We start from the raw sequence: 21,337 nt of genomic DNA on the forward strand, positions 1-21,337 counted from the left end.
CGACATCATGGCGGGGAACAACCTGTGGATGCAGCGTGATGCGGCGGGGAATGCGAACAGCCAGGTGGTGAACACGTCGGGGAATATTGAGACGCAGAATGGGGATATTACCATCAGGACAGGAAGCCTGTTGAATGAGCGCGAGGGGATCAGTGAAACACGAAGCTATCAGGCCGCGACGGGCAGCCCTGCGGCAAGCGGCGCGACCTCCATTCGTGTAAAAGTCACAGACCTACCCCCTGATGAGTGGGGGTATATTTATACAATTTACAGTGGTGCGGGTGGCGGTAATATCTTCTCAATTGTCGCGCCGATGCCAAGTGGAGCAGTACAACGTTATCTGGTCGGATCGACCGTGGTCGATGTGACCGCAACAGGTGGCGTTGCGCGCATCGCCGCTAACCACGATCTGACTATCAATGCCGCTACGCTGAATAACCGTGCCGGTTATTTACTGGCCGGGAATGGGATGAACCTTTCCGGCAACAGCCTGAATAACCAGTCCTGGTTTGGTTATTCAGAGGATGAATATAAGGTCTATCGTTATAGTGGGAAAACAGGCAAGGTATCCAGCCTGAAAGGAAGCCCTGCCTCCGGCAACGATAACAACCGTCGTGTGACTTATACGCTGGATGGCGCGCCTCAGTACGAAACCCATACCACCGAACAAGCCCTCCGCGCGGTGATTCAGGCTGGCGGTCAGGTCACGGCGAATTTTACCAGTAATATCAGCAATACGGCGACGACCTCGAATGGCGGTGGAATAAGTCATTCGATACCTGCGCCGTCGCTGAACACCCTCAGCAACCAGAGTGTCGGCAGCGGCGTGCAAAAACAGGGGCTGAACACGACCGGCACCGTGGCGGTTAACTCGCCGCAGTGGAACGATCGGCTCCAGGGGGCGCTGCAGCAGCTTAACGGCGGCGGCTCGCTGGAAAACGGCGGCGCGTCCGGCACGCCTCTCAGCAACGTTGCCACCACGCAGAAAGGCAACGCGAACCTCGGCCAGCTGGGCGCACTGGCAAACGCCGGGGTCACCACCGCCGATCTCAGAACCGCTCAGGGTGGCGCCGTCGGGCATTATCAGGGCCAGCGCGTCGACACCAGCGCTTACCCGCTGCCGTCGGGCAACAACGGCTATTTTGTCTTCTCCGACAACCCGAAAAGCCCGTACCTGATCGGCATCAACCCGAAACTGAATGGTCTCGGACAGCTTGATCCCGCCCTGTTTGCCGATCTGAACGCGATGCTCGGGATCAAACCGTCGTCCACGGCGCCGCAGGAGACGCGGCTGGCGTTTACCGACGAGAAGCAGTTCCTCGGCTCGTCCTATATGCTCGGCCGCCTCAACCTGAACCCGGACTACGATTACCGCTTCCTCGGCGATGCGGCGTTCGATACCCGCTATGTCTCCAACGTGGTGCTCAACCAGACCGGTAACCGCTACCTGAACGGCATCGGCTCCGATCTGGATCAGATGCGCTATCTGATGGACAACGCCGCGGCGGCGCAGCAGTCGCTGGGCCTGCAGTTTGGCGTCTCGCTGACCGCCGATCAGATTGCCTCACTCGACCACAGCCTGCTGTGGTGGGAGAAAGCCACCGTCAACGGCGAAACGGTGATGGTGCCGAAACTCTACCTGTCGCCGAAGGACGTCACCGTCAACAACGGCAGCGTGATCGCGGGCAACAACGTCACCCTGAAGGGCGGCAGCATCACCAACGGCGGCAGCACGCTGCTGGCGAAAAACAGCCTGACGCTCGACAGCCAGAACAGCATCAGCAACCTCAGCAACGGCCTGATGAAAGCGGGCGGCGACCTGAACCTGAGCGCCATCGGCGATATCAATAACATCAGCTCCACCATCAGCGGCAAAACGGTCGCGCTGGAGAGCCTGGACGGCAGCATCAACAACCTGACGCAGGTTGAGCAGATTGATATCAACGCCGGCGGGAAGTACGGCAACATCGGCCTGAAGGACACCCTGCTGGGGAACGCTGCGTCGATTACCGCGCAGGATGGCCTGTCGCTTGAGGCAGGGAAAAACATCACCGTCACCGGGGCGAACCTGGCTTCCGGCGGCGATATGCTGCTGAACGCGTGGGGCGATATTGCCGTCAACGCGAATCAGATCAACGACGCATTCAGCTCCAGCCGGGAGAAAACCAGCCGTTCCTCCGTCACGTATCAGGGAAGTAACGTCAGTGCGGGCGGCAACCTGCTGGTGAATGCCGGGCACAACCTTGACGTGACCGCCAGCGACCTGAAGGCGGGCGGCAGCGCGGGGCTGAGCGCGGGCAACGATCTGAACCTGAACGCGGCACAGACAAGCGAAAGCAGCCGGAAAGGGAAAAGCGAGTCCCACAGCACCGGGCTCGACCGCACCACGATTTCCGCAGGCGATAACCTGGTCCTGAAGGCCGGGCAGGATATCAACGCCCAGGCCGCCGCGCTGGCAGCGGAGAAAAGCGTCGGGCTGCAGGCGGGTCGCGACGTGAATCTGGCTGCGGAAGAGACCACGCAGGGCGACAGTTATAAATCAGGCCGTAAAAAAGTGATTAACGAGTCGGTTCGCCAGTCGGGAACCGACATCACTGCGGGCGGGAATGTGACTGTTATCGCCGGACGGGATGTAACGGCACAGGCTGCAGATGTCTATGCCGCAGGCAATACAGCCGTGGCCGCCGGGCGGGATATCACCCTTTCCACTGCGACGGAAAGTGACTATACGTACCGGGAGGAGAAAAAGACGTCCGGTGGGTTCCTCAGCAAGAAAACCACTCACACCATCCACGAAGAGACGCATACGCGTGAGAAAGGTACGCAGCTTTCCGGTGACAACGTTGCTCTCCGGGCTGGTAACAACCTGACGGTGCAGGGCTCATCAGTTGCCGCTGAGCGCGATGTGGCCCTGAAGGCTGGAAATGATCTGACCGTGGAGGCAGCAACCAACACCGACACGTACTACGACATGAAAAAGACGAAGAAATCCGGCGTTTTCTCCAGCGGGTCGGGATTGGGTATCACCATCGGGTCGCAGTCTTCAAAAAGCACCCGACAGGGGGCAAATACAACGCAGAGCGATGCCCGCAGCACGGTGGGCACTGCTGGCGGTAATGTCATCATCAGCGCCGGAAATGACGTCCAGTTGAGCGCGGCAGATGTGGTTGCCGGAAGAGCGAAGGATGATTCCTCCCGCAAAACCGGCCATATCGATATCACTGGCGACAGCATTGCCATCCTTCCTGGACGGGATACGACCACTGAGTCCATGAAGCAGGAGTCCAAATCGTCTGGCGTCACGGTCAGTGTGAAAGCGCCATTTGAAGACACTGTGCGTAACGTGCGCGATATCGTTCGTGGTAAGGGCAACAGTGGCAACAGCACCGTCGATAAAGTGAAGGGGCTGGGGGCGGAAGGCGGTGCGCTCGCGCTTGACGGACCAGGCCAGATGATGGCCATTTCCGCAGGAAGCACCCGCTCTTCCTCTGAGTCGCACTACGAGGGCGAGTTTAACAGCGGCAGCCATCTTGCCGCCGCAGGCAATATCCAGATGACTGCCACCGGTAAACAGGGAGGCAGCAACAGCGGCAATATCCTGATTGCCGGGAGCCAGGCTAAGGCCGGTGAAACGGTGATCCTCGATGCGAAACGCGACGTTGATATCACCACCTCCACAGACAGCGAGAAATACGGCAGCAGCACTAAAAATAGCGGCTGGAATCTTTCGAGCGACCTGAGCGCCGGAAGTGCTGTTCGCGCCATCTCGGGTGGGGGTTCCCACGGCAATCAACTCCTGCCGGGTGGGATGAGCAAGGCGGAGAGCAACAGTAGCGGCACCCGGACCACACAAAACGCGTCGGTCATTCAGGGCTCAGATATTTACGTTAACAGTCGTGACGGCAGCGTGAATATCAGCGGCAGCCTGATGACCGCCACGGACGATCTTCTGCTGTCAGCCACAAATGGAGATATCTCCGTTTCTGCCGGACGCGATACATCGCGCAGTGAGAGCAGCGGCAGCAGCAAATTGCTGGGGACTCTGGGAGGCGATGGTTACAGCGCCACGGCAGGCTACCGCCATGAAAAAAACAGCAGTCGGGAAGATAGCAGCCTCGAAAACGGATTGCGCAGCCAGCTAAGCAGCAAAAACGGTAGCGTTGTCGCGCAGGCCGGTAACGATCTCTCCCTGTCAGGTACGGATATCCGTGCTGGTAAATCGGTCTCACTCAGTGGCGAAAATGTCCTCATGGGGGTGAGCCGGGATACCCGTGACGGTGAAAACCACAGCAGCAGCGCCCAGTATGGTGTGACGGCATCTGCTGGGGGCTGGGCTGTTGAGGCTGCTAAAGCCGCTGAGACGGCTGCCCGCAGCGCAGAAAACGGCGATGATCCACGGCTGACCGCCATCAGAACAGGCCAGTCGGCGGCAACCGCGGCGCAGGGCGCTATGTCGGACTCGTCGCTCATCAAGGCTAAAGTGTCTTTAACGGCGGGGACGTCATCTCAGGACAGTCGTTACCACAGTACCGACACGCAGGGCACCACCATTAATGCCGGCGAGAATGTCTCTGTTCGTGCCGGAAATGACATTGCCGGTATGGGGGTACAGATCGCGGGTAAACACGTGGCGCTGGATGCGGGGCGGGATATTCTGCTGTCTGCCTCCCAGAACACAACCCACTCTGAGAGTAAAAACAGCGGCAGCCAGTTCAGCGTCGGTGTCGGTGTGAGCCTGATTGGTGCGCAAAACGGCATCTCGGTGGAACTGGGAGCGTCACAGCATAAGGGCAAGGAAAACAGCCAGTCGCAGCGCAATACGAACAGCGTTGTCCATGCTGATGAACAGCTTACGGTGAACAGCGGACGCGACACCACCCTGAAAGGTGCGGAGCTGGAAGGTAACCGTGTGGTGGTCAACACCGGGCGCGATCTCACCATCAGCAGCGTGCAGGATACGGCCAGTTATGACAGCAAGCAGTCTTCGTCAGGCGCGTCCCTCAGCCTGTGCATACCGCCGCTGTGTTATGGTGCGTCTTCCGGTAGCGTCAGTGCATCGGGTGAGAATATCACCCAGAATGGTAAGAGCGTCGCTGAACAGAGCGGGATATTCGCAGGCAAGGGCGGCTTTGCTGTCACCACCGGAAATCATACCCAGCTTGACGGCGCGGTGATTGCATCCACGGCGTCTGCAGATAAAAATAGCCTCGACACGGGTACGCTGGGTTTCAGTAATCTCCACAACGAGAGCCAGACCAGCGGCAACGGCTATACGGTGGCGCTTTCCGGCAGCGCGGGCGGCAGCGGAAACGGTGAAAACCGCAATCTGGCACCGGCCATCGGTACGGGCCAGGCAGAAGAGAGCCACACCGGCACGACCTCATCAGCGGTGAGTGGCGGTAGCATTGTCATTCGCAACCCGGCGGGACAGAAACAGGATATTGCTGACCTGAGCCGTGATACGGCTGACGCCCACCACGGCGTGGACGTGAACGGTGATGTGCAGAAGGTCAGGGATAACCTGGCGGTCCAGAGCGAAGGCGCGGCCCTGGCTACCTCTGCGCTGGATGCTTACGGCAAGTATGCGGAGCAGAAAGCGCGGGAATCCAATGCGGCGCTGGGCGCGAAGCTGGCGTCAGAAGGAAAACTGCAGGGCGATACGCCGCAGGAGCAGGAAGCGTTCCTGAAGACGCAGCCCGGATATCAGAATACCGAATACGGTCCGGGGAGTGCCTTCTGGACGAAGGGCAGCGCAGCGGCAGGATTACTGGCAGGTGCGCTTGGCGGTAACCTGAAGGCAGGCGCGGCAGCGGGGGCGGCCCCTCTGCTGGCGACCCTGGTCAAGGAGCAGAAAGACCCGACAGCCCGTGCCGCGCTGCACGGTATTGTGGCTGCGGCGCTGACGCAGCTGAGTGGCGGGAGCACTGCGGATGGCCTGAAGGCCGGTGCTATAGGGGCCATTACGGCCTCGGCGATGACCGACCATCTGGTCAGTGCGCTGTATGGAGATAAAAAATCCAGTGACCTGACGCCAGAGGAGAAACGGCTGGTCAGTAGTCTCGTGAGTATCGCGGGTGGTCTGGCGGGCGCTGCGGTGACGGATGGTAGCGTCTCCATGGCGGCGATGGCGTCGGAAACGGCGAAGGTGGAGGTTGAGAATAACTCGCTGAGTGTCGTTATACAGGGCGGTAAACTGGCTGCACAGGGATGTCTGAAAATTTCTGCTTGCCGTGATCGCCTGGTTGCCAGTGGTCTGGGTGCTTTACTGGGGATTGGTGCATCCACATCAGCAATGGATACATTGTCACAAGATGAGCAGTTGCATCTGATCTATGTGGCCTCGCTCAATGATCCTTCCCAGCTCAGTCAGTTAAATGATGCTCAGAAAGCGGCCTATGAGTCCCTGACAGGTAAGACGATCACCAGTACTGGTGGTACGCAGGTCATCAACCCGGGACCATCAAACACTGGTGGAGACCAGACTGTAACCGGAAATACGCCCTCCAACACAGGGAATGATAGTGTAGCAACCGGAGGGATAAATCATACTGGTAATACCAACGGTGATGGAGCGTCAAACAATAATGGCTGGACGACAACTACGCCGGTTCCGGATTCTCCTTCAATGGATGATCTTTTCTATCAGAACGAGAAGATCCCCGGCCTTGAAAATGTTCGCCCTGAAAATCCCGGTTATCCAGCCAATCAGAGTGTTATTGAAAAAATGAACGAACCTAAGTTTATTGCCTGGATAGGCAATACAGATTGTACGGATTGCTCAGATATCGCACCTAAGCTTCTCGATGCAGCTGGCGGGCACGGGAAAATTATTGAAGCAAGGCCGACGACTCCGTACAATTTAAATGTGTATGAAAATGGAAAAATTGTACATGAACAAGCTTTCCATCAGGTTTATACCGATGGTCAGTATGTTTACGATCCAAGAGTGTCCTTAAAACCGATTCCTAAAGGAGATTGGGAAAAACATATCAAATCTATAAATCAGGGAAGTGTTACGATCTCTGATAAATTACAGGGGTTAAAATAATGTTTCCGATAGGTAAGAAAGAAACTATCTTGTTGGACTTCATTGGTTCTCTTGGAAAACTGGAGTGGTTACATTATCAGAGCCGTATCGAAGATGAATGGATAAATGACCATTTTGAAAAAATTGATCGCTCTAAGTACCCTCCTTATACCAGTTTTCGATTTGAAAAAGAGGTTCCAGAAGTTATTACCTTACTGGAAGATGCGATTCAATCATATAAAGGTAAAGTTGAGTGGTGTATGACCCATCATCCGAAAGAGTATGGTACTGGTGTTAATCATCGTATTTTGCCTACATTTGTTAAGAATCTCAGAGTCAGTGAAGGTATGGAAGATGTTAACGAGTATATTGAAAACCATTATCCTGATTTTGGCCCAATCGCCTATGAAGATCTTGTTGGACTGACGGAGCATGTTCAATCAGTTTTCAAAAATGCTGGATATGATGCATAAATTTTCTTTATATGCTCTGTAATAACATTTTGATATGGAGCCTTAACCCGTTATGCGTACGGACGGAAAGAAGTGTCAGGTGACTATTTTAATGAGAATGCCTTAACAATAATGGCTAGCGCCACCAATCCTGGCATCTGTCATTTCTCTATCCCGTCGACCCGGTAAGCGAAGCGCCACCGGGCCATGGCAGATTAATATTGACTCATCACCCTTTCGGGAACACCCAAACATGCTTCTCAGGCAACGAAAGATGGCAGTGCTGCGGATCCCGAACCTCATGCCCATACGCGCGGATCACAAAATCATCCCCCACCGTGCGGAAAAGGTACTCCCAGCGGTCGCCGAGATACATGCTGGTGAGCAGCGGCAGCTCAAGCTGATTTTCCCCTGGCCCCTCGACCACCGCCACGCGCTCGACGCGGATCACCGCCGTCGCTTCTTCACCGCTCTGCACCCCTTCACCGGCCTGGCCCCACAGCACCCAACCTTTTCCTTCGATACGCGCTTTGCCGTCGCGCACTTCGGTGACTTTGCCGTGCAGGCGGTTGTTGCTGCCCATAAACTCGGCGGTAAAAAGCGTTTTCGGCGAGCCGTACATCTCCTGCGGCGTGCCCTGTTGCTCAATTTTGCCGTTGTTAAGCAGCAGGATACGGTCGGAAATGGACATCGCTTCGTTCTGGTCGTGCGTCACCATCAGTGCCGATAGCCCGAGCTTAATAATCAGCTCGCGCAGGAACACGCGGGCCTCTTCGCGCAGCTTAGCGTCGAGGTTAGAGAGCGGTTCATCCAGCAAAATCACCGGCGGGTTGTACACCAGCGCCCGGCCAATCGCCACGCGCTGCTGCTGCCCGCCGGAGAGCTGGTGCGGGTGACGTTTGCCAAGATGGCCCAGACCAAGCTGGTCCAGCACGTCCTGCACGCGCTGCTGGATCTCTTTGGCCGGGACTTTGCGCAGCTTGAGCGGATAGGCCACGTTCTCAAACACGGTCTTGTGCGGCCACAGGGCATAGGACTGGAACACCAGCCCAAGGTTACGCTCTTCCGCCGGGACCTCGCTGCGCGGCGTGCCGTCGTAAACTTTATTATTGCCAATGACAATGGACCCCTGCGTCGGTTTTTCCAGACCCGCAACGGCGCGCAGGAGGGTGGTTTTACCGCTGCCGGAGGGGCCTAACAGTGAGACCACTTCGCCGCGCTTCAGGTTCATGGAGACACCTTTTAAAACAGGATTGTCGCCGTAGGTTAAGTGCAGATCGTCAACCGCTAATTCAATCATGTATTTTCACTCCGAAACGAAGGGCAATGCCCAGACCTACCACGACCAGCAGGATGTTAATGAAAGAGAGCGCCGCCACGATATCGATGGCACCCGCGGCCCAGAGGGAAACCAGCATCGAGCCGATGGTTTCCGTGCCGGGTGAAAGCAGGTACACACCCGTTGAATATTCGCGCTCAAAGATCAGGAACATCAGCAGCCACGAACCGATAAGACCGTAGCGGGAGAGCGGGATGGTGACGTGGCGGGTGATCTGCCCGCGCGTCGCCCCGGTGCTGCGCGCCGCTTCCTCAAGCTCCGGCCCAACCTGCAGCAGCGTGGAAGAGATCAGCCTCAGCCCGTAAGCCATCCACACCACGGTATAGGCCAGCCAGACGCTGAAAATGGTGCTGCGCAGCGAACGCAGCCAGACGATGACGTTTTCACGCATCCAGTCGGTCCAGGCGAACCCGGAAAGCCAGCCGGATTTCAGCGAGTTATCCAGCCACATCGGCAGGAACAGGAACACCCACAGGAACGCCAGACCCGCCAGCAGGCCAGGCACGGCGCGCGGCACCAGCACGCTGTAGTCCAGAAAACGCGTGGTGTTGTCCGGTTTACGGTGCATGGCAATGCCGACAAACAGGTAGCACACCACGGCCAGCGCGCCGCCAATCACGCCAATCGCCATGGAGTTGACGATGGCGCGCAGCAGGTTGGGCTGCGCCCAGATGGTGCGGAAGGTGTTCAGAGAAAGCTCGTCCCACAGCGAAACGCCCACGCCCCAGTTGGAGATAAACGCGCGCAATACCACGCCGAGCAGCGGAACGCCGATGGTGACGGTGAGCCAGAAGGCAATCACTCCGCCAGCCACCCAGCGCCATTTACCCAGCGGCAGCGCGCGGGCCTGCGAAGCCTTGCCCTTCATGGTGACGAAGCGGTTGGCGGTGCGCATCAGGCGACGCTGGAGCATCACCAGCGGGATGGTGATGCAGATCAGCACCACGGCAACCGCCGCCATCAGGTTATAGGATGGGGTGCCCATCTTGTTCGTCAGCTTATAGAGATAGGTCGCCAGCACCATGTTGCCTTCCGGGTCGCCGAGGACCAGCATCAGGCCGAACACTTCCAGCCCGAGGAAGAACAGCAGCACGGTGGCGTACAGAATGGACGGGCGCACCATCGGCAGGCTGACGGAGGTCATGACCTGCCAGGGCGACGCGCCCGCGGTGCGCGCGGCTTCTTCCACATCGGAGCCCACGCTGCGCAGCGCAGACGATATATACAGATAGGCGTGCGGGACGTGCGTCAGGCCGGCGATGACCACAATGCTCGACATGTCGTAGATATTCCACGGCACAAAACCAATCAGCGCCTGAGCCCACTGGGAGAGAAAGCCCACCGGACCGGCGGCCACCACGTAGCCAAAGCCCAGCACCATCGGTGAAACGAAAATCGGGACCAGGATCAGCGGCTCAATCAGCCGGCGGCCGGGCAGGTCGGTACGTACCATCAGAAACGCCAGCACGCCACCCAGCGGGATGGAGATAAAGACCAGCCCGAAAGCAAGAATAAAGCCGCTTTTCAGGGCCTTATAAAAATCAGGGTCGGTGAAAATAAATTCAAATGATTCAAAGCTCCACTCTTTTGACGGCGAAAAGAACGGGGCGGACAGGAAGCTCTGTATCACGATAAACGACAGCGGCGTATAGATAACCAGGGCGGTTATCAGCACGACGATGCCTCGCGGCAGGCTTTGCCACTTTCTGCGTAATGTATTCATGGGGTATCCCTGGTGTTGCGGCCCAGAAAAACGAACTCAGTCGATAAGGGAGCGCGGCGGCCTGCGCCGCGCTCAGACGCTTATTTACCGGCGGCGGTACGCCACTCTTTGATGTACTCCAGGCGTTTTTTCGGCTGCAGGTATTCCAGCAGCGTTTCATCAACCGGAATTGGCTTCAGCGCGTTACCGAGGATTTTGGTCAGGCCGTCGATATCATTTTTCCCTTCGATATCGTTACGAATGGAGGGAATATCCGCCTGATTGGCCAGAATGTTTTGCCCTTGTTCAGACAGCACATAGTCCAGCCACAGCTTAGCGGCGTTGCTGTTTTGCGATTGCTGGCTGATGAACGACACGCGCGACAGCACCAGGGTGTAATCTTTTGGATAGGAAATGCCGAGCGAAGGATCGTTCTTCGCGCGCGCTTCCGCGTAGGACCCGAGGATGTTGAAGCCGATCAGGTTTTCACCGGAGGAGACGCGCTCCATCATGGTGCCGGTAGACGACTGCACCGATAAGCCACCTTTGGCGACGTCGGCCAGGGTTTTGAAGTAATTAGGATCGGCGTTGTGATCCTGAACCGAGAGCATAAAGCCCAGACCCGATTTTTCGATGTCGTAGGTGGTGACTTTGCCCTTGAATTTGTCCGTCTGGCTGGCAATCAGCTTCGCCAGCGCGGCGTGAGAATCCGGCACGTCGCCAGCCGGGATCAGGCGCTTGTTGTAGATAAAGACCACCGGCTCATAGGTAGTGCCATAAGCCTTATCCTTCCAGACCGCCCATTTCGGCAGCTGGCTTTGCTCCGGCGATTTATACTCCATGGCGTAGTCGGTGGCGAGCTTCAGGCCGGTGTCCATAGAGGAGCTCCAGACCACGTCGCCGCTCACGCCACCGGAGGCCTGTTCGCTGATGAAGCGGTTGTACAGCTCGGTGCTGTTCATGTCGTTGTATTCGACTTTAATGCCCGGGTAGGTTTTTTCGAAGCCCTGGATCAGCGGTCCGGCGGCCTTGATGTCGGTGGTGGAGTAAATAACAACCTTGCCCTCTTTCGTTGCGGCATCAACAACTTTTTGATATTCAGCAGGATAGCCCTGCGGCAGGGCAGAGAGTGCAGAAGCAGAGAACAGTACAGTAGCGGTAAGCAGAGAAATTCGGAACGTGTTCGACATTATAGTTAACCTTTTAGTTACATTTGAGGAACTAATTGTCAACATAGCGTATCGGGCTCCACCCACAAGAGGGTGAAGCGGGCAATGATTCCGAAGTGTGATTGTCGCCGTCGTTTCAGCAATTAACACCATAAAATCCGCGAACGTTAGCCTGTGAACGATTCTGGATTACGGTTTATCGGGCGCTTTGCGGTATAACCTTCGCGGATGACCAATATTGCCATACAGCATTTCGACGCTGATTAACCCGCTCTCCACGCAGTATTCAAGGTAGCGACGCCCCGTGGTTTTGCTGATCCCCACGTTTTCCACCACCTCTTCAACCGACATCGCGGTATCGGGATGCTCGGCGAACAGGTTTTTAATCCGTTCCAGCGTCTGGGGTTCAATGCCCTTCGTCGACGGCGTAATGGAGGCTTCCGCGGCGGGAAGATTAAACAGGCGATCCAGCGCATGCTGGTCGACCACCTTCACCTGCTGCACGGTGTGGATGAAACGCATAAACCGCTCCAGCGAGGCGTGCAGGCGCTGGAAAAAGACGGGCTTAATCAGGTAGTCAAACGCGCCGCTGCGCATGGCGTGGCTGCAGGTCTGCATATCGCTGGCGGCGGTGATGAAAATCACCGAGCATTCGTAGCTTTTCAGTAGCGGATTATCAATTAACTCCACGCCTTTACCGTCCGGGAGATAGTTGTCCAGCAGGATCAGCCGCGGCTGATGCTGACGAATCAGGCTGCATGCCTGCTCAATCGACGCGGCGATGCCCACCACGCGCAGATGGAAATTCTGCTCGATATACTCGCGATGCAGCTCCGCCAGGTGCGGCTCATCTTCAACTATCACAACGTCAAGTGGTCGGGTCATGCTGTCGCCCATTCGGAATAAACACAGAAAAAATAGTGCCCTGCGGCGTGTTGTCGGCAATCTCAATGCTGCCGCCGGCCTTGTCGATATATCCTGCCACCAGGAACAGGCCAATACCGTGCTCGGTACCCACAATGTCGTTTTCGCTGTCCGGCTTGCTGCTGAATCCCTGGCGGAAAATGTGCGGCTTCAACGCATCGTCCACCCCGCAGCCCCGGTCAGCCACCTCGATCAGCAGCTCCTGGTTACGGTCAGAAATGTAGAGTTCTACCGGCGCGTGGACCGGCGCGTTGAGTGTCGCCTCCACGGCGTTGTCCAGCAGGTTACCAATAATGGACATCAGCTCCGTTTCACTCAGCGCGGCAGGCATCCGGGTGAGCTGGCAGGCGGGGTCAAACAGCAGCTCGATGCCTTTTTCGCGCGCGCTGACGTATTTTCCGAGCAGCAGCCCGCACAGCGCCGGGGAGACAAAATGGGCTGAGACAAAGTCCAGCACGCGCTGCGCGCCTTCTGACTGCACCTGAATGTAACGGATCGCCTCGTCATAATGTTTCATCTGCAGTAGCCCGACCAGAGTGGCGGTCCAGTTCAGCTGTTCGTGGCGCATAATGCGCAGGTTATCCGCATAGCGTTTGATCTGACTGAGCTGGCTGCTGAGCGTGTTGATGTCATTTTTGTCGCGAAAGCTGTATACCCAACCGCTTTCAACGCCCGGTTCGACCTCAATGGCTACCCGGTTGACGATCACCTCGCGCTGGTTCAGCACCGCAACCTGGTCGTGGCTGCCAGCGCTCACCGAGGCGTAGCGCTGGGATAAAAATCCCGGCGCCGTCTGCAGAATGTCTTCCAGCGGTTTCCCGATAAGTTCATTCTCACTTTGCCGAATATCCAGCATTTCGCGTGCCGCGCGGTTAATTAAAATCAGCTGCTTCTCGCCATTAACGGCAAATACCCCTTCGTACATGGCTTCTAATAGCGCGCGCTGCTGCAAAACCAGCTGAGCGATATCTTTCGGCTCCAGCCGGAACATCTGTTTTTTTAAATTGCGGGTAAACAGCCAGGAGAAAATAAAAAGCAGCAGCAGAAGCGCTGCGCCGTATAGTCCGGACTGCCAGAGAATGCGGGCGTTAATATTGGCAATATACGAGGTCAGATAGCCGACCGAGACAATACCAATCACCTGATGCTGCGCGTTGAAGATGGGCGCTTTGCTGCGTAGCGACACGCCAATCCCGCCCTGACGCACGGAAATAATGGTTTTGCCCTTTAACACCTCCGCATTATCGCCGCCGATCATCGGTAAATTAATACGCTCCGGCGATTCCGAATGATAAAGGTGCTGCTCCTCGGTATCGCCAATCACAATGTAGCTGGCATCGCTTTCGGCGCGCAGCGGCTGAATTAACCGGGCTATTCCCGGAATATCTCTGGCCGCTACCATTGTCGCCAGACCCGGCATCAGCGCGATCTGGCTGGCCTGAACCCGGGCGCGCTGGCCGAGATCGTGATGGAGCTGTCGGTCAATAAAATGGAACAGGATTGTTCCCAGCAGAACTAACAGCAGGCAGGAGAAGCACACCAGCGCTAAAAACAGCTTTACCTGAAAAGAGAGTCTGCGTTTCATTCAACCTGCGGAAGTTATGTAAAAGTGACATTTGCCGAGCCTGACATGGGCCAATAGCGGACGCAATCTGGCGAGAAAAGAGTTGTGACCTGGCTTTTCGTTTTCGGCGTTATAGCCATCAGGATCCCGTAAGGCTATGCTTCATTCAGCACGATAATAATTACAGAGGCAATGTCATGGATAAAGAACTACTGGATGCGGGTTACCGGGCCTATACCGGCGAGAAAATTGACGTTTACTTCAATACCGGGATCTGCAAACACTCAGGTAACTGCGTGCGTGGGAGCGCAAAGCTGTTTAATCTGAAACGTAAACCGTGGATCATTCCCGATGAAGTTGACGTTGAAACGGTTGTACGCGTGATTGATACCTGCCCGAGCGGTGCGCTGAAGTATCGCCAAAAATAAGCGAGGAACCATGGATATTCTGGAAGGCCATAACAAGTTTTACGTCAATGATGCGAACGGCAACCAGGTTGCGGAGATTGTCTTTGTACCGACCGGCGAGCACCTGAGCATTATCGAGCACACCGACGTGGATGAGAGCCTGAAAGGGCAGGGCGTCGGTAAACAGCTGGTGGCGAAAGTGGTGGAGAAGATGCGCGGTGAGAACCGTAAAATTATCCCGCTGTGCCCGTTCGCGAAGCATGAGTTTGATAAAACGCGGGAATATGACGATATTCGGGCGTAAATAACACCGGCGATGGCCGGTGTTTTTTTATCTTACCTGCTCAAACAGCAATACCATCGCGATCAGCACCATTATCCCTCCTGACGCCATGCTCACCATACGCGCCGCCTGTGGCCGGGTCGCCAGGACCGCTTTCGAACCATACCCCACCAGCAGATAGACCAGCGTACAGGTGATAAGGTGCATCACGCCAAGCGCGGACATCTGCATCGCTATCGACCAGCTTCCGGTCGGGTCTGTAAACTGCGGAAGCAGCGCCAGGAAAAGTAAAAACACTTTCGGGTTAAGGCCGCTAATGCAGAGCCCTTTCACCGCCCACTGTTTCCAGTTTTCCGCATGGTGGGTGGCCTTTTCCGGTGCGGCCGGGTGACGCAACAGTCCGATGCCAAGCCAGAGGAGATACACGGCCCCCGCAACGGTCAGCCCGGTTAACGCCAGCGGATGCTGAGCAATCACTACGCCCACGCCAGCCACCACAATCAGCGTAGCTAACAGATGCCCGGACATTAGCCCCATCACCGCCGGTACCACGCGTCGCCCGTTAATCCCGGCGCTAATGGCGTAGGCCCAGTCGGCGCCCGGCGTCATGATGAGCAGAAAAGAAACCACCCAAAAGCCGGCCACAATACTCATTTCCATCGTTCTGAAAACTCCCGCAGTACGTCAAACGTTGAGAAAAAGAATATCGCTAACCCTGCGAAATAGGCTTTCAATGTTATGCTCATAACACCGTGAAATTGAGAAAATCTTCCACATGGATAGCATCGATCGAAAAATTCTTGCTGAGCTACAGTCTGATGGCCGCTTATCCCTTACCGAGCTGGCGGAAAGAGTGAACCTGAGCCTCTCGCCGTGCCATCGTCGCGTGCGGGCGCTGGAGCAAAGCGGGGCCATAACGGGATACCGTGCCAGCCTCGACCCCGCCAAAATGGGATTCAACTTTCTGGCGATAGTGTTTGCGACGCTGAAGGAGGGGGACAGAAAGGCGGTTAGCGCGTTTGAAGCGGCGGTGGAGGAAATCCCGCAGATCGTGCTGGCACAGCGTCTGTTTGGCGATCCCGATTATCTGATGCACGTCGTGACCCGCGACCTGTCCGCTTTCCAGAAACTCTACGACGAGAAGCTCTCCGCCATGCCCGGCGTGCAGCACCTTCGCTCTACGCTTGTGATGAAAACGGTCGTGCAGGACAGACCTTTTCCGCTGGAATCAGCAGGGCGAGACTAAGAGGCCTGCCCGGCAGAGCGCCGGGCAGGAAAGGAAATTAGCCGACAAACATCACCGACACGCACAGCACGCCGACGATCAGCGTCAGCAGGTTGCCAATCGAGCGGTACTGTTTCAGGGAGGGGATCAGATACGTCGACAGCGTCGGCATGATAAACAGGATCATGGCGATAAGCGGGCCGCTGATGGCGTAAATCATCGAAATGGCGTTCGGGTTAATGCAGCAGACGGCAAAGGTGATTAACGACACCCCCATAATGGAAATCGCGCGGTTAAAGGCGCGGCTCTTTTTCACGCCCACCTGATTGAGCGACGACTTCACGATCTCCGTCGCCCCTTCAATCACCCCAAAATAGGTGCCGAGGAACGATTTCGACATCGCAATAATCGCCACGATAATCCCGGAAATGCCCAGCCACGCCGGAGAAGAAGGCATCATCGACAGCGCGGACAGGATCGTTACCCCTTGCTCTTTGGCGGCCACAATGTATGACGGCGGAATTGAGAGCAGGCAGCTGAAGACAAAAAACAGCACGCTCAGGCAGATGATCAGGTACGCCACCTTCATGATTTTCTTACATTTATCCATGGCGCCGTCGGCAAACTTCTCGCGACGGTCAACGGCAAACGTTGAGATAATCGGGGTATGGCTGAAAGCAAACACCATCACCGGAATCGAAATCCATACCTGATGCAGCGTATGACGATCGACGGCCATCTGGCTGGTCAGCAGCGAAGGTTGCCAGCTTCCGGTCAGATAGAGCGAGACAAACAGAAAATAGGCAATCAGCGGAAACACCAGGAAGCCCATCACTTTTATCGTGATATGGCGACCCATCAGGAAGATCAGATTCAGAACCAGCACCACGCCCAGGCTGACCAGCACGCGAACGGCGGTATCCACCGTCAGGTGTTTCGCCAGCTGCTCCGTGAGCGAGTTGGTGATGGCCACCGCATAAATCTGCACCACAACAAAGAAGGCGATGAAATAGAGCGTGGTGATCAGATTGCCAATCTTCCTGCCGTAATAGTGCGAGACGGCACCGGTGATCCCTTCGTTGCCTTTTGTTTTCGACGACAGGATAAATTGCGCCAGCGCCCGGTGCGGCCAGTAGGTTAAGGGATAGGCCACGAGGGCGGTAATAAACAGGACGATAGCGCCTGCGGAGCCCAGCTGAATGGGCAAGAACAGCGTTCCTGCGCCCACGGCCGTGCCATAGAGAGCGAAACTCCAGAGAGTCTCATCTTTTGACCAAATTTTCGACATTAGAGCAACGTATCAACTATCAAACCATCGGAATGGCGTGCAATTTACCATAGTTATGCCTGAAGAGCGCAGTTGCTTCGACGGAGTTTGGCCGGAACGGGCGTCCGGCCAGAGGCGGTTTAGCCTGCCAGGGCGCGCCGTTGCTGGCGACGCTTAAGAAATTTCTCGCGCAGGCAATCGTATGCCCAGTTATAGAACATGGTGTAGGGCAGGAAGAACAGGAAGAAACCTATTTCCAGCGTGAATGCCTGAAGCAGGGTAACGCCCAGCACGGCGGCGACAATCGACACACCAATCACAATAAACCCGCATTCGAACCCCAGCGCATGCAGCGCACGTACTTTTGCGGTACGTTTGACGCGCTGAACGGGCCAGAAACGGTCGAAGCCGAAGTTATAAAGAATGTTCCACAGCATGGCGGTGGTGGCCAGGATAATGGTCAACCCCCCCATCTCCACCACGGAACGCTGCATGAGCCACGCCGCCGTAGGGGCGAGGATCGCCGTAGCAATCCCTTCGAAACAGACAGCATGAAAGATCCGCTCCGGCAGTTTACGTTGGAGTGCATCCTGATGTTGCATAGTCATAGACCTCATTAATTCGCCGGTATGGGCGTTGATGCAGCCTATTTTTATCGCTAAAGCTGATATATTAAAGATGGTATCCATCGCTAAAGTAGATAGGTTATGCGCTATTCACCCGAAGCCCTTAAGGCGTTTGTCGAGACCGTTGCGGCGGGCTCTTTCTCTGCTGCCGCACGCCGGCTGCGTAAAAGCCAGTCGACGATCAGCACGTCGATTGCCAATCTTGAAGCCGATCTCGGTTTCGAGCTGTTTGACCGCTCGGCGCGCCAGCCGGTGTTAACGGTCCAGGGAGAACAGGTGCTGGGCTACGTGCAGGCGATCCTGGCCGCCAGCACGCGGCTGGATGAGCTGGCGGTGTCGCTAACGGCGCAAACGGAGGCGCGTCTGACGTTTGTCCTTTCCGATACCCTCAACCCGGACGTGCTGGAAGATATGATGAAGCAGTTTGACGCGCATTTTCCCCATACGGAATTCGAATGTCTGATTGGCGAGGAAGAGGACGTGATCGATCTGCTGCAAAAGGAGCGAGCGCAGATTGGCCTGACGGAAGCGCGCGACAGTTACCCTACGGATATTGGCGTCACCCGCCTGCCGATGCAGACCCGCATGGCGATCTACGTCGCGACCACGCATCCGCTGGCCGGACAACATGACGTTCAGCATGACGAGCTGCACGGCTGGCGAGAGCTGCGGCTCAGCACCTATCTTGAGCGCGAGGCTGAGATCGCGCGCGGGCCCGTCTGGTCAGCACCGAATTACCTGTTACTCTTGAGTATGGCGGTACAGGGATTTGGCTGGTGCGTGCTGCCGTGCGCGCTGGTGGATGAATTTGCCGCCGCGAAATCCCTGGTACAGCTCAATGTTCCCGGTTGGCCGCGGGCGATCGGCATCGATCTGCTGTGGAATAAACGATCCCCTCCCGGCGTTGCCGGCAGCTGGCTGCGGCAGTATCTGCAGGATGCGCGCTGATCCTTGTGATTAAACTCACTATTTTTAAACAATTAAGATAATTGCCAGTAACAATCCTCTACTATCGTCATGTCATTTAACACAGAGGTCGTGATGAAAGATGTCGTAATAGTGGGTGCGTTGCGTACAGCTATCGGCTGTTTTCAGGGAGCGCTCGCGCGTCACTCGGCGGTTGACCTGGGCAGCGTGGTGGTAAAAGCGCTGGTGGAACGCAGCGGGATCGCAGCACATGAAGTTGATGAGGTGATCCTGGGACAGGTCCTCACGGCCGGTGCCGGGCAAAACCCTGCGCGTCAGGCGGCGCTGAAGGGCGGGCTGCCCAATACCGTTTCGGCCATCACCATCAACGACGTCTGTGGTTCAGGATTAAAAGCGCTGCATCTCGCGACGCAAGCCATTCAGTGTGGTGAAGCGGACGTGATCATAGCGGGCGGGCAGGAGAATATGAGCCGCGCGCCGCACGTGTTGACCGACAGCCGGACCGGCGCACAGCTTGGCAACAGTCAGCTGCTCGACAGCCTGGTGCATGACGGGCTTTGGGATGCGTTCAATGACTATCATATGGGCGTGACGGCGGAAAACCTGGCGCGCGAGTACGGCATCAGCCGTGAGGTGCAGGATGCCTATGCGCTAAGCTCGCAGCAAAAAGCGCGTGCGGCAATTGATTCCGGTCGCTTTCGCGACGAGATTGTTCCGGTCAGCACGCAGCGTCAGAGCGGCGAGCGTATCCTCGTGGATACCGATGAACAGCCGCGCACTGACGCCAGCGCAGAAGGCCTGGCGAGGCTGAACCCCGCGTTTGAAATGCAGGGCTCGGTGACGGCGGGAAATGCTTCTTCCATTAACGACGGCGCTGCCGCCGTTATGATGATGAGCGAAAGCAAAGCCCTTGAACTCGATCTTCCGGTCCTGGCCCGCATTAAGGCGTTCGCCAGCGTAGGGGTTGATCCTGCGTTAATGGGGATCGCACCGGTCTACGCGACACGCCGCTGCCTGGAGCGCGCGGGGTGGCAGCTTTCGGATGTGGATCTGATCGAAGTGAACGAAGCCTATGCCGCGCAGGCGATCTCCGTCGGAAAAATGCTTGAGTGGGATCCTCTGCGGGTCAACGTTAACGGTGGCGCGATCGCGCTGGGCCATCCTATCGGTGCGTCCGGCTGCCGGATCCTGGTTTCGCTGGTCCACGAAATGAAAAAGCGCAATGCCCGCAAAGGGATTGCCACACTCTGTATAGGCGGCGGGCAAGGGGTGGCGCTGGCCATCGAACGCTAACCTCTTCTCATTAAAAATGACCTCCTCCGGGAGGTTTTTTTTCGCGTCCTTTTTCTCCCGGCGGTTGAATTGTGATCCGAACATCATTTTCGTTATAAACAAAAATAAAAATGAAACGTTGTTTTAAATGTAATTGAAAAGCCCACTTTATGCCGATAGTATGTGCTCATTATGAAAAACGGAACGCTGTTTCGTTTATTCCCGCCTTCGGGCATGATCACATCTGGAGGTTACCGTGGACGTCAGAGAAAGCATCCACAGTGCGCACGCCAAAACGCTGGATACTCAGGGGCTGCGCAATGCATTTTTAGTCGGGCAGGTATTCGAGGCCGACAGGTACACCATGGTTTACAGCCATATCGACCGCATCATTGTGGGCGGGATTCTGCCGGTCACGAAAAGCGTCTCCGTGGGCGGTGAGGTCGGTAAACAGCTGGGCGTGAGCTACTTCCTCGAGCGTCGCGAGCTGGGGGTGATTAACATCGGCGGGCCGGGCACCATCACCGTAGACGGAAAATGCTATGAGATTGGCCATCGCGAGGCATTGTATGTGGGTAAAGGGGCGAAAGACGTGGTCTTTGCCAGCATCGACGGCAGCAGGCCTGCGAAGTTTTACTACAACTGCGCGCCGGCTCACTCCACCTACCCAACCAAAAAAGTGACCACCGCAGACGTCGCACCCGTGACGCTGGGCGATAACCTCACCAGCAACCGCCGCACCATCAATAAATACTTCGTGCCGGACGTGCTGGAGACCTGCCAGCTCAGCATGGGATTGACCGAGCTGGCACCGGGCAATCTGTGGAACACCATGCCGTGCCATACCCACGAGCGCCGCATGGAAGTCTACTTCTACTTCAACATGGATGAGGACGCCTGCGTATTCCACATGATGGGACAGCCGCACGAAACGCGCCATATCGTGATGCACAACGAGCAGGCGGTGATTTCACCGAGCTGGTCCATTCACTCCGGCGTAGGGACGAAAGCCTACACCTTTATCTGGGGAATGGTGGGGGAAAACCAGGTCTTTGATGATATGGACCACGTTGCGGTCAGCGATCTGCGCTAGTCGCGGGCGGTGAAGCATAAACCTGCCTGTGAGTGACAGGCTCTGAAAGAGTAAGGAATA

At 56.4% G+C, this 21,337-nt stretch carries 15 protein-coding genes and 2 pseudogenes; 9 read left to right on the forward strand and 8 right to left on the reverse strand.

Annotated features, from left to right (window positions below; all coding sequences use genetic code 11):
- The 3 genes and pseudogenes from USF70_RS21755 to USF70_RS15115 form a co-directional block, all read left to right on the forward strand.
- A pseudogene (locus USF70_RS21755) lies at positions 1 to 3,308 on the forward strand (hemagglutinin repeat-containing protein); the annotation flags it as partial.
- Between the two features lie 173 nt (positions 3,309 to 3,481).
- Positions 3,482 to 7,048, forward strand: a pseudogene (locus USF70_RS21760) (hemagglutinin repeat-containing protein); the annotation flags it as partial.
- Entirely contained in the window at positions 7,048 to 7,500 is a 453-nt protein-coding gene (locus USF70_RS15115; protein ID WP_033146464.1) for a hypothetical protein, read from the forward strand. The pseudogene USF70_RS21760 and the gene USF70_RS15115, both read left to right, overlap by 1 nt.
- A gap of 208 nt (positions 7,501 to 7,708) precedes the next feature.
- Here the strand turns inward: USF70_RS15115 and USF70_RS15120 are convergent, their stop codons facing one another.
- From USF70_RS15120 to USF70_RS15140, 5 genes are all read right to left on the reverse strand, one after another.
- Entirely contained in the window at positions 7,709 to 8,779 is a 1,071-nt protein-coding gene (locus USF70_RS15120; RefSeq protein WP_023333294.1) for an ABC transporter ATP-binding protein, read from the reverse strand.
- The gene (locus USF70_RS15125; protein WP_023309073.1) at positions 8,772 to 10,541 is read right to left on the reverse strand and encodes an ABC transporter permease; all 1,770 of its coding nucleotides are present in this window, start codon (positions 10,539 to 10,541) and stop codon (positions 8,772 to 8,774) included. Before USF70_RS15125 ends, USF70_RS15120 begins: the two co-directional genes overlap by 8 nt.
- Positions 10,542 to 10,621: 80 nt before the next feature.
- A complete protein-coding gene (locus tag USF70_RS15130) occupies positions 10,622 to 11,710 on the reverse strand; it encodes an ABC transporter substrate-binding protein (protein ID WP_023309072.1) in 1,089 nt (362 codons plus the stop codon).
- A gap of 168 nt (positions 11,711 to 11,878) precedes the next feature.
- Complete coding sequence (locus tag USF70_RS15135; protein WP_075202213.1) at positions 11,879 to 12,574, reverse strand: response regulator; 696 nt, start codon at positions 12,572 to 12,574, stop codon at positions 11,879 to 11,881.
- Positions 12,558 to 14,198 (reverse strand): sensor histidine kinase, encoded by a 1,641-nt coding sequence (locus tag USF70_RS15140; protein WP_232938769.1) that lies wholly within the window; start codon positions 14,196 to 14,198, stop codon positions 12,558 to 12,560. Before USF70_RS15140 ends, USF70_RS15135 begins: the two co-directional genes overlap by 17 nt.
- Positions 14,199 to 14,374: 176 nt before the next feature.
- Between USF70_RS15140 and yjdI the strand changes: the two genes are divergently transcribed.
- Complete coding sequence (gene yjdI / locus USF70_RS15145; RefSeq protein WP_008499689.1) at positions 14,375 to 14,605, forward strand: 4Fe-4S mono-cluster protein YjdI; 231 nt, start codon at positions 14,375 to 14,377, stop codon at positions 14,603 to 14,605.
- A gap of 10 nt (positions 14,606 to 14,615) precedes the next feature.
- Positions 14,616 to 14,888, forward strand: a complete 273-nt coding sequence (locus USF70_RS15150) for a GNAT family N-acetyltransferase (protein ID WP_008499687.1) — start codon at positions 14,616 to 14,618, stop codon at positions 14,886 to 14,888.
- Positions 14,889 to 14,915: 27 nt separating this feature from the next.
- On the opposite strand, the gene USF70_RS15155 is transcribed toward USF70_RS15150, so the two are convergent.
- Positions 14,916 to 15,527 carry a LysE family translocator gene (locus USF70_RS15155; RefSeq protein WP_217071794.1) on the reverse strand — a complete coding sequence of 204 codons (612 nt, stop codon included), beginning with the start codon at positions 15,525 to 15,527 and terminating at the stop codon, positions 14,916 to 14,918.
- A gap of 115 nt (positions 15,528 to 15,642) precedes the next feature.
- Here USF70_RS15155 and USF70_RS15160 point away from each other — a divergent pair, with 115 nt between their 5' ends.
- Positions 15,643 to 16,113 carry an Lrp/AsnC family transcriptional regulator gene (locus USF70_RS15160; protein ID WP_023309067.1) on the forward strand — a complete coding sequence of 157 codons (471 nt, stop codon included), beginning with the start codon at positions 15,643 to 15,645 and terminating at the stop codon, positions 16,111 to 16,113.
- Between the two features lie 37 nt (positions 16,114 to 16,150).
- Here USF70_RS15160 and USF70_RS15165 read toward each other — a convergent pair whose 3' ends face one another.
- Both USF70_RS15165 and USF70_RS15170 read right to left on the reverse strand, forming a co-directional pair.
- On the reverse strand, positions 16,151 to 17,380 hold the full coding sequence (locus USF70_RS15165) for an amino acid permease (RefSeq protein ID WP_033146458.1): 1,230 nt from the start codon (positions 17,378 to 17,380) through the stop codon (positions 16,151 to 16,153).
- A gap of 119 nt (positions 17,381 to 17,499) precedes the next feature.
- Entirely contained in the window at positions 17,500 to 17,961 is a 462-nt protein-coding gene (locus USF70_RS15170; protein WP_032660189.1) for a multidrug/biocide efflux PACE transporter, read from the reverse strand.
- A 105-nt stretch (positions 17,962 to 18,066) separates the two neighbouring features.
- On the opposite strand from USF70_RS15170, the gene USF70_RS15175 reads away from it, so the two are divergent.
- From USF70_RS15175 to kduI, 3 genes are all read left to right on the forward strand, one after another.
- Positions 18,067 to 18,933, forward strand: coding sequence for a LysR family transcriptional regulator (locus USF70_RS15175; protein ID WP_073001483.1), 867 nt, complete (start codon positions 18,067 to 18,069; stop codon positions 18,931 to 18,933).
- A gap of 93 nt (positions 18,934 to 19,026) precedes the next feature.
- Positions 19,027 to 20,205: an acetyl-CoA C-acetyltransferase gene (locus USF70_RS15180; RefSeq protein WP_038417283.1), complete on the forward strand. Its 1,179-nt coding sequence runs from the start codon at positions 19,027 to 19,029 to the stop codon at positions 20,203 to 20,205.
- Positions 20,206 to 20,440: 235 nt separating this feature from the next.
- Entirely contained in the window at positions 20,441 to 21,277 is an 837-nt protein-coding gene (gene kduI / locus USF70_RS15185; protein WP_320735760.1) for a 5-dehydro-4-deoxy-D-glucuronate isomerase, read from the forward strand.
- The last annotated feature ends 60 nt before the right edge of the window (positions 21,278 to 21,337 follow it).

Origin of the sequence: Enterobacter sp. 237C8 (genome assembly GCF_034106865.1) — a bacterium.
GTDB classification, from domain to species: Bacteria; Pseudomonadota; Gammaproteobacteria; order Enterobacterales; family Enterobacteriaceae; genus Enterobacter; species Enterobacter asburiae_B.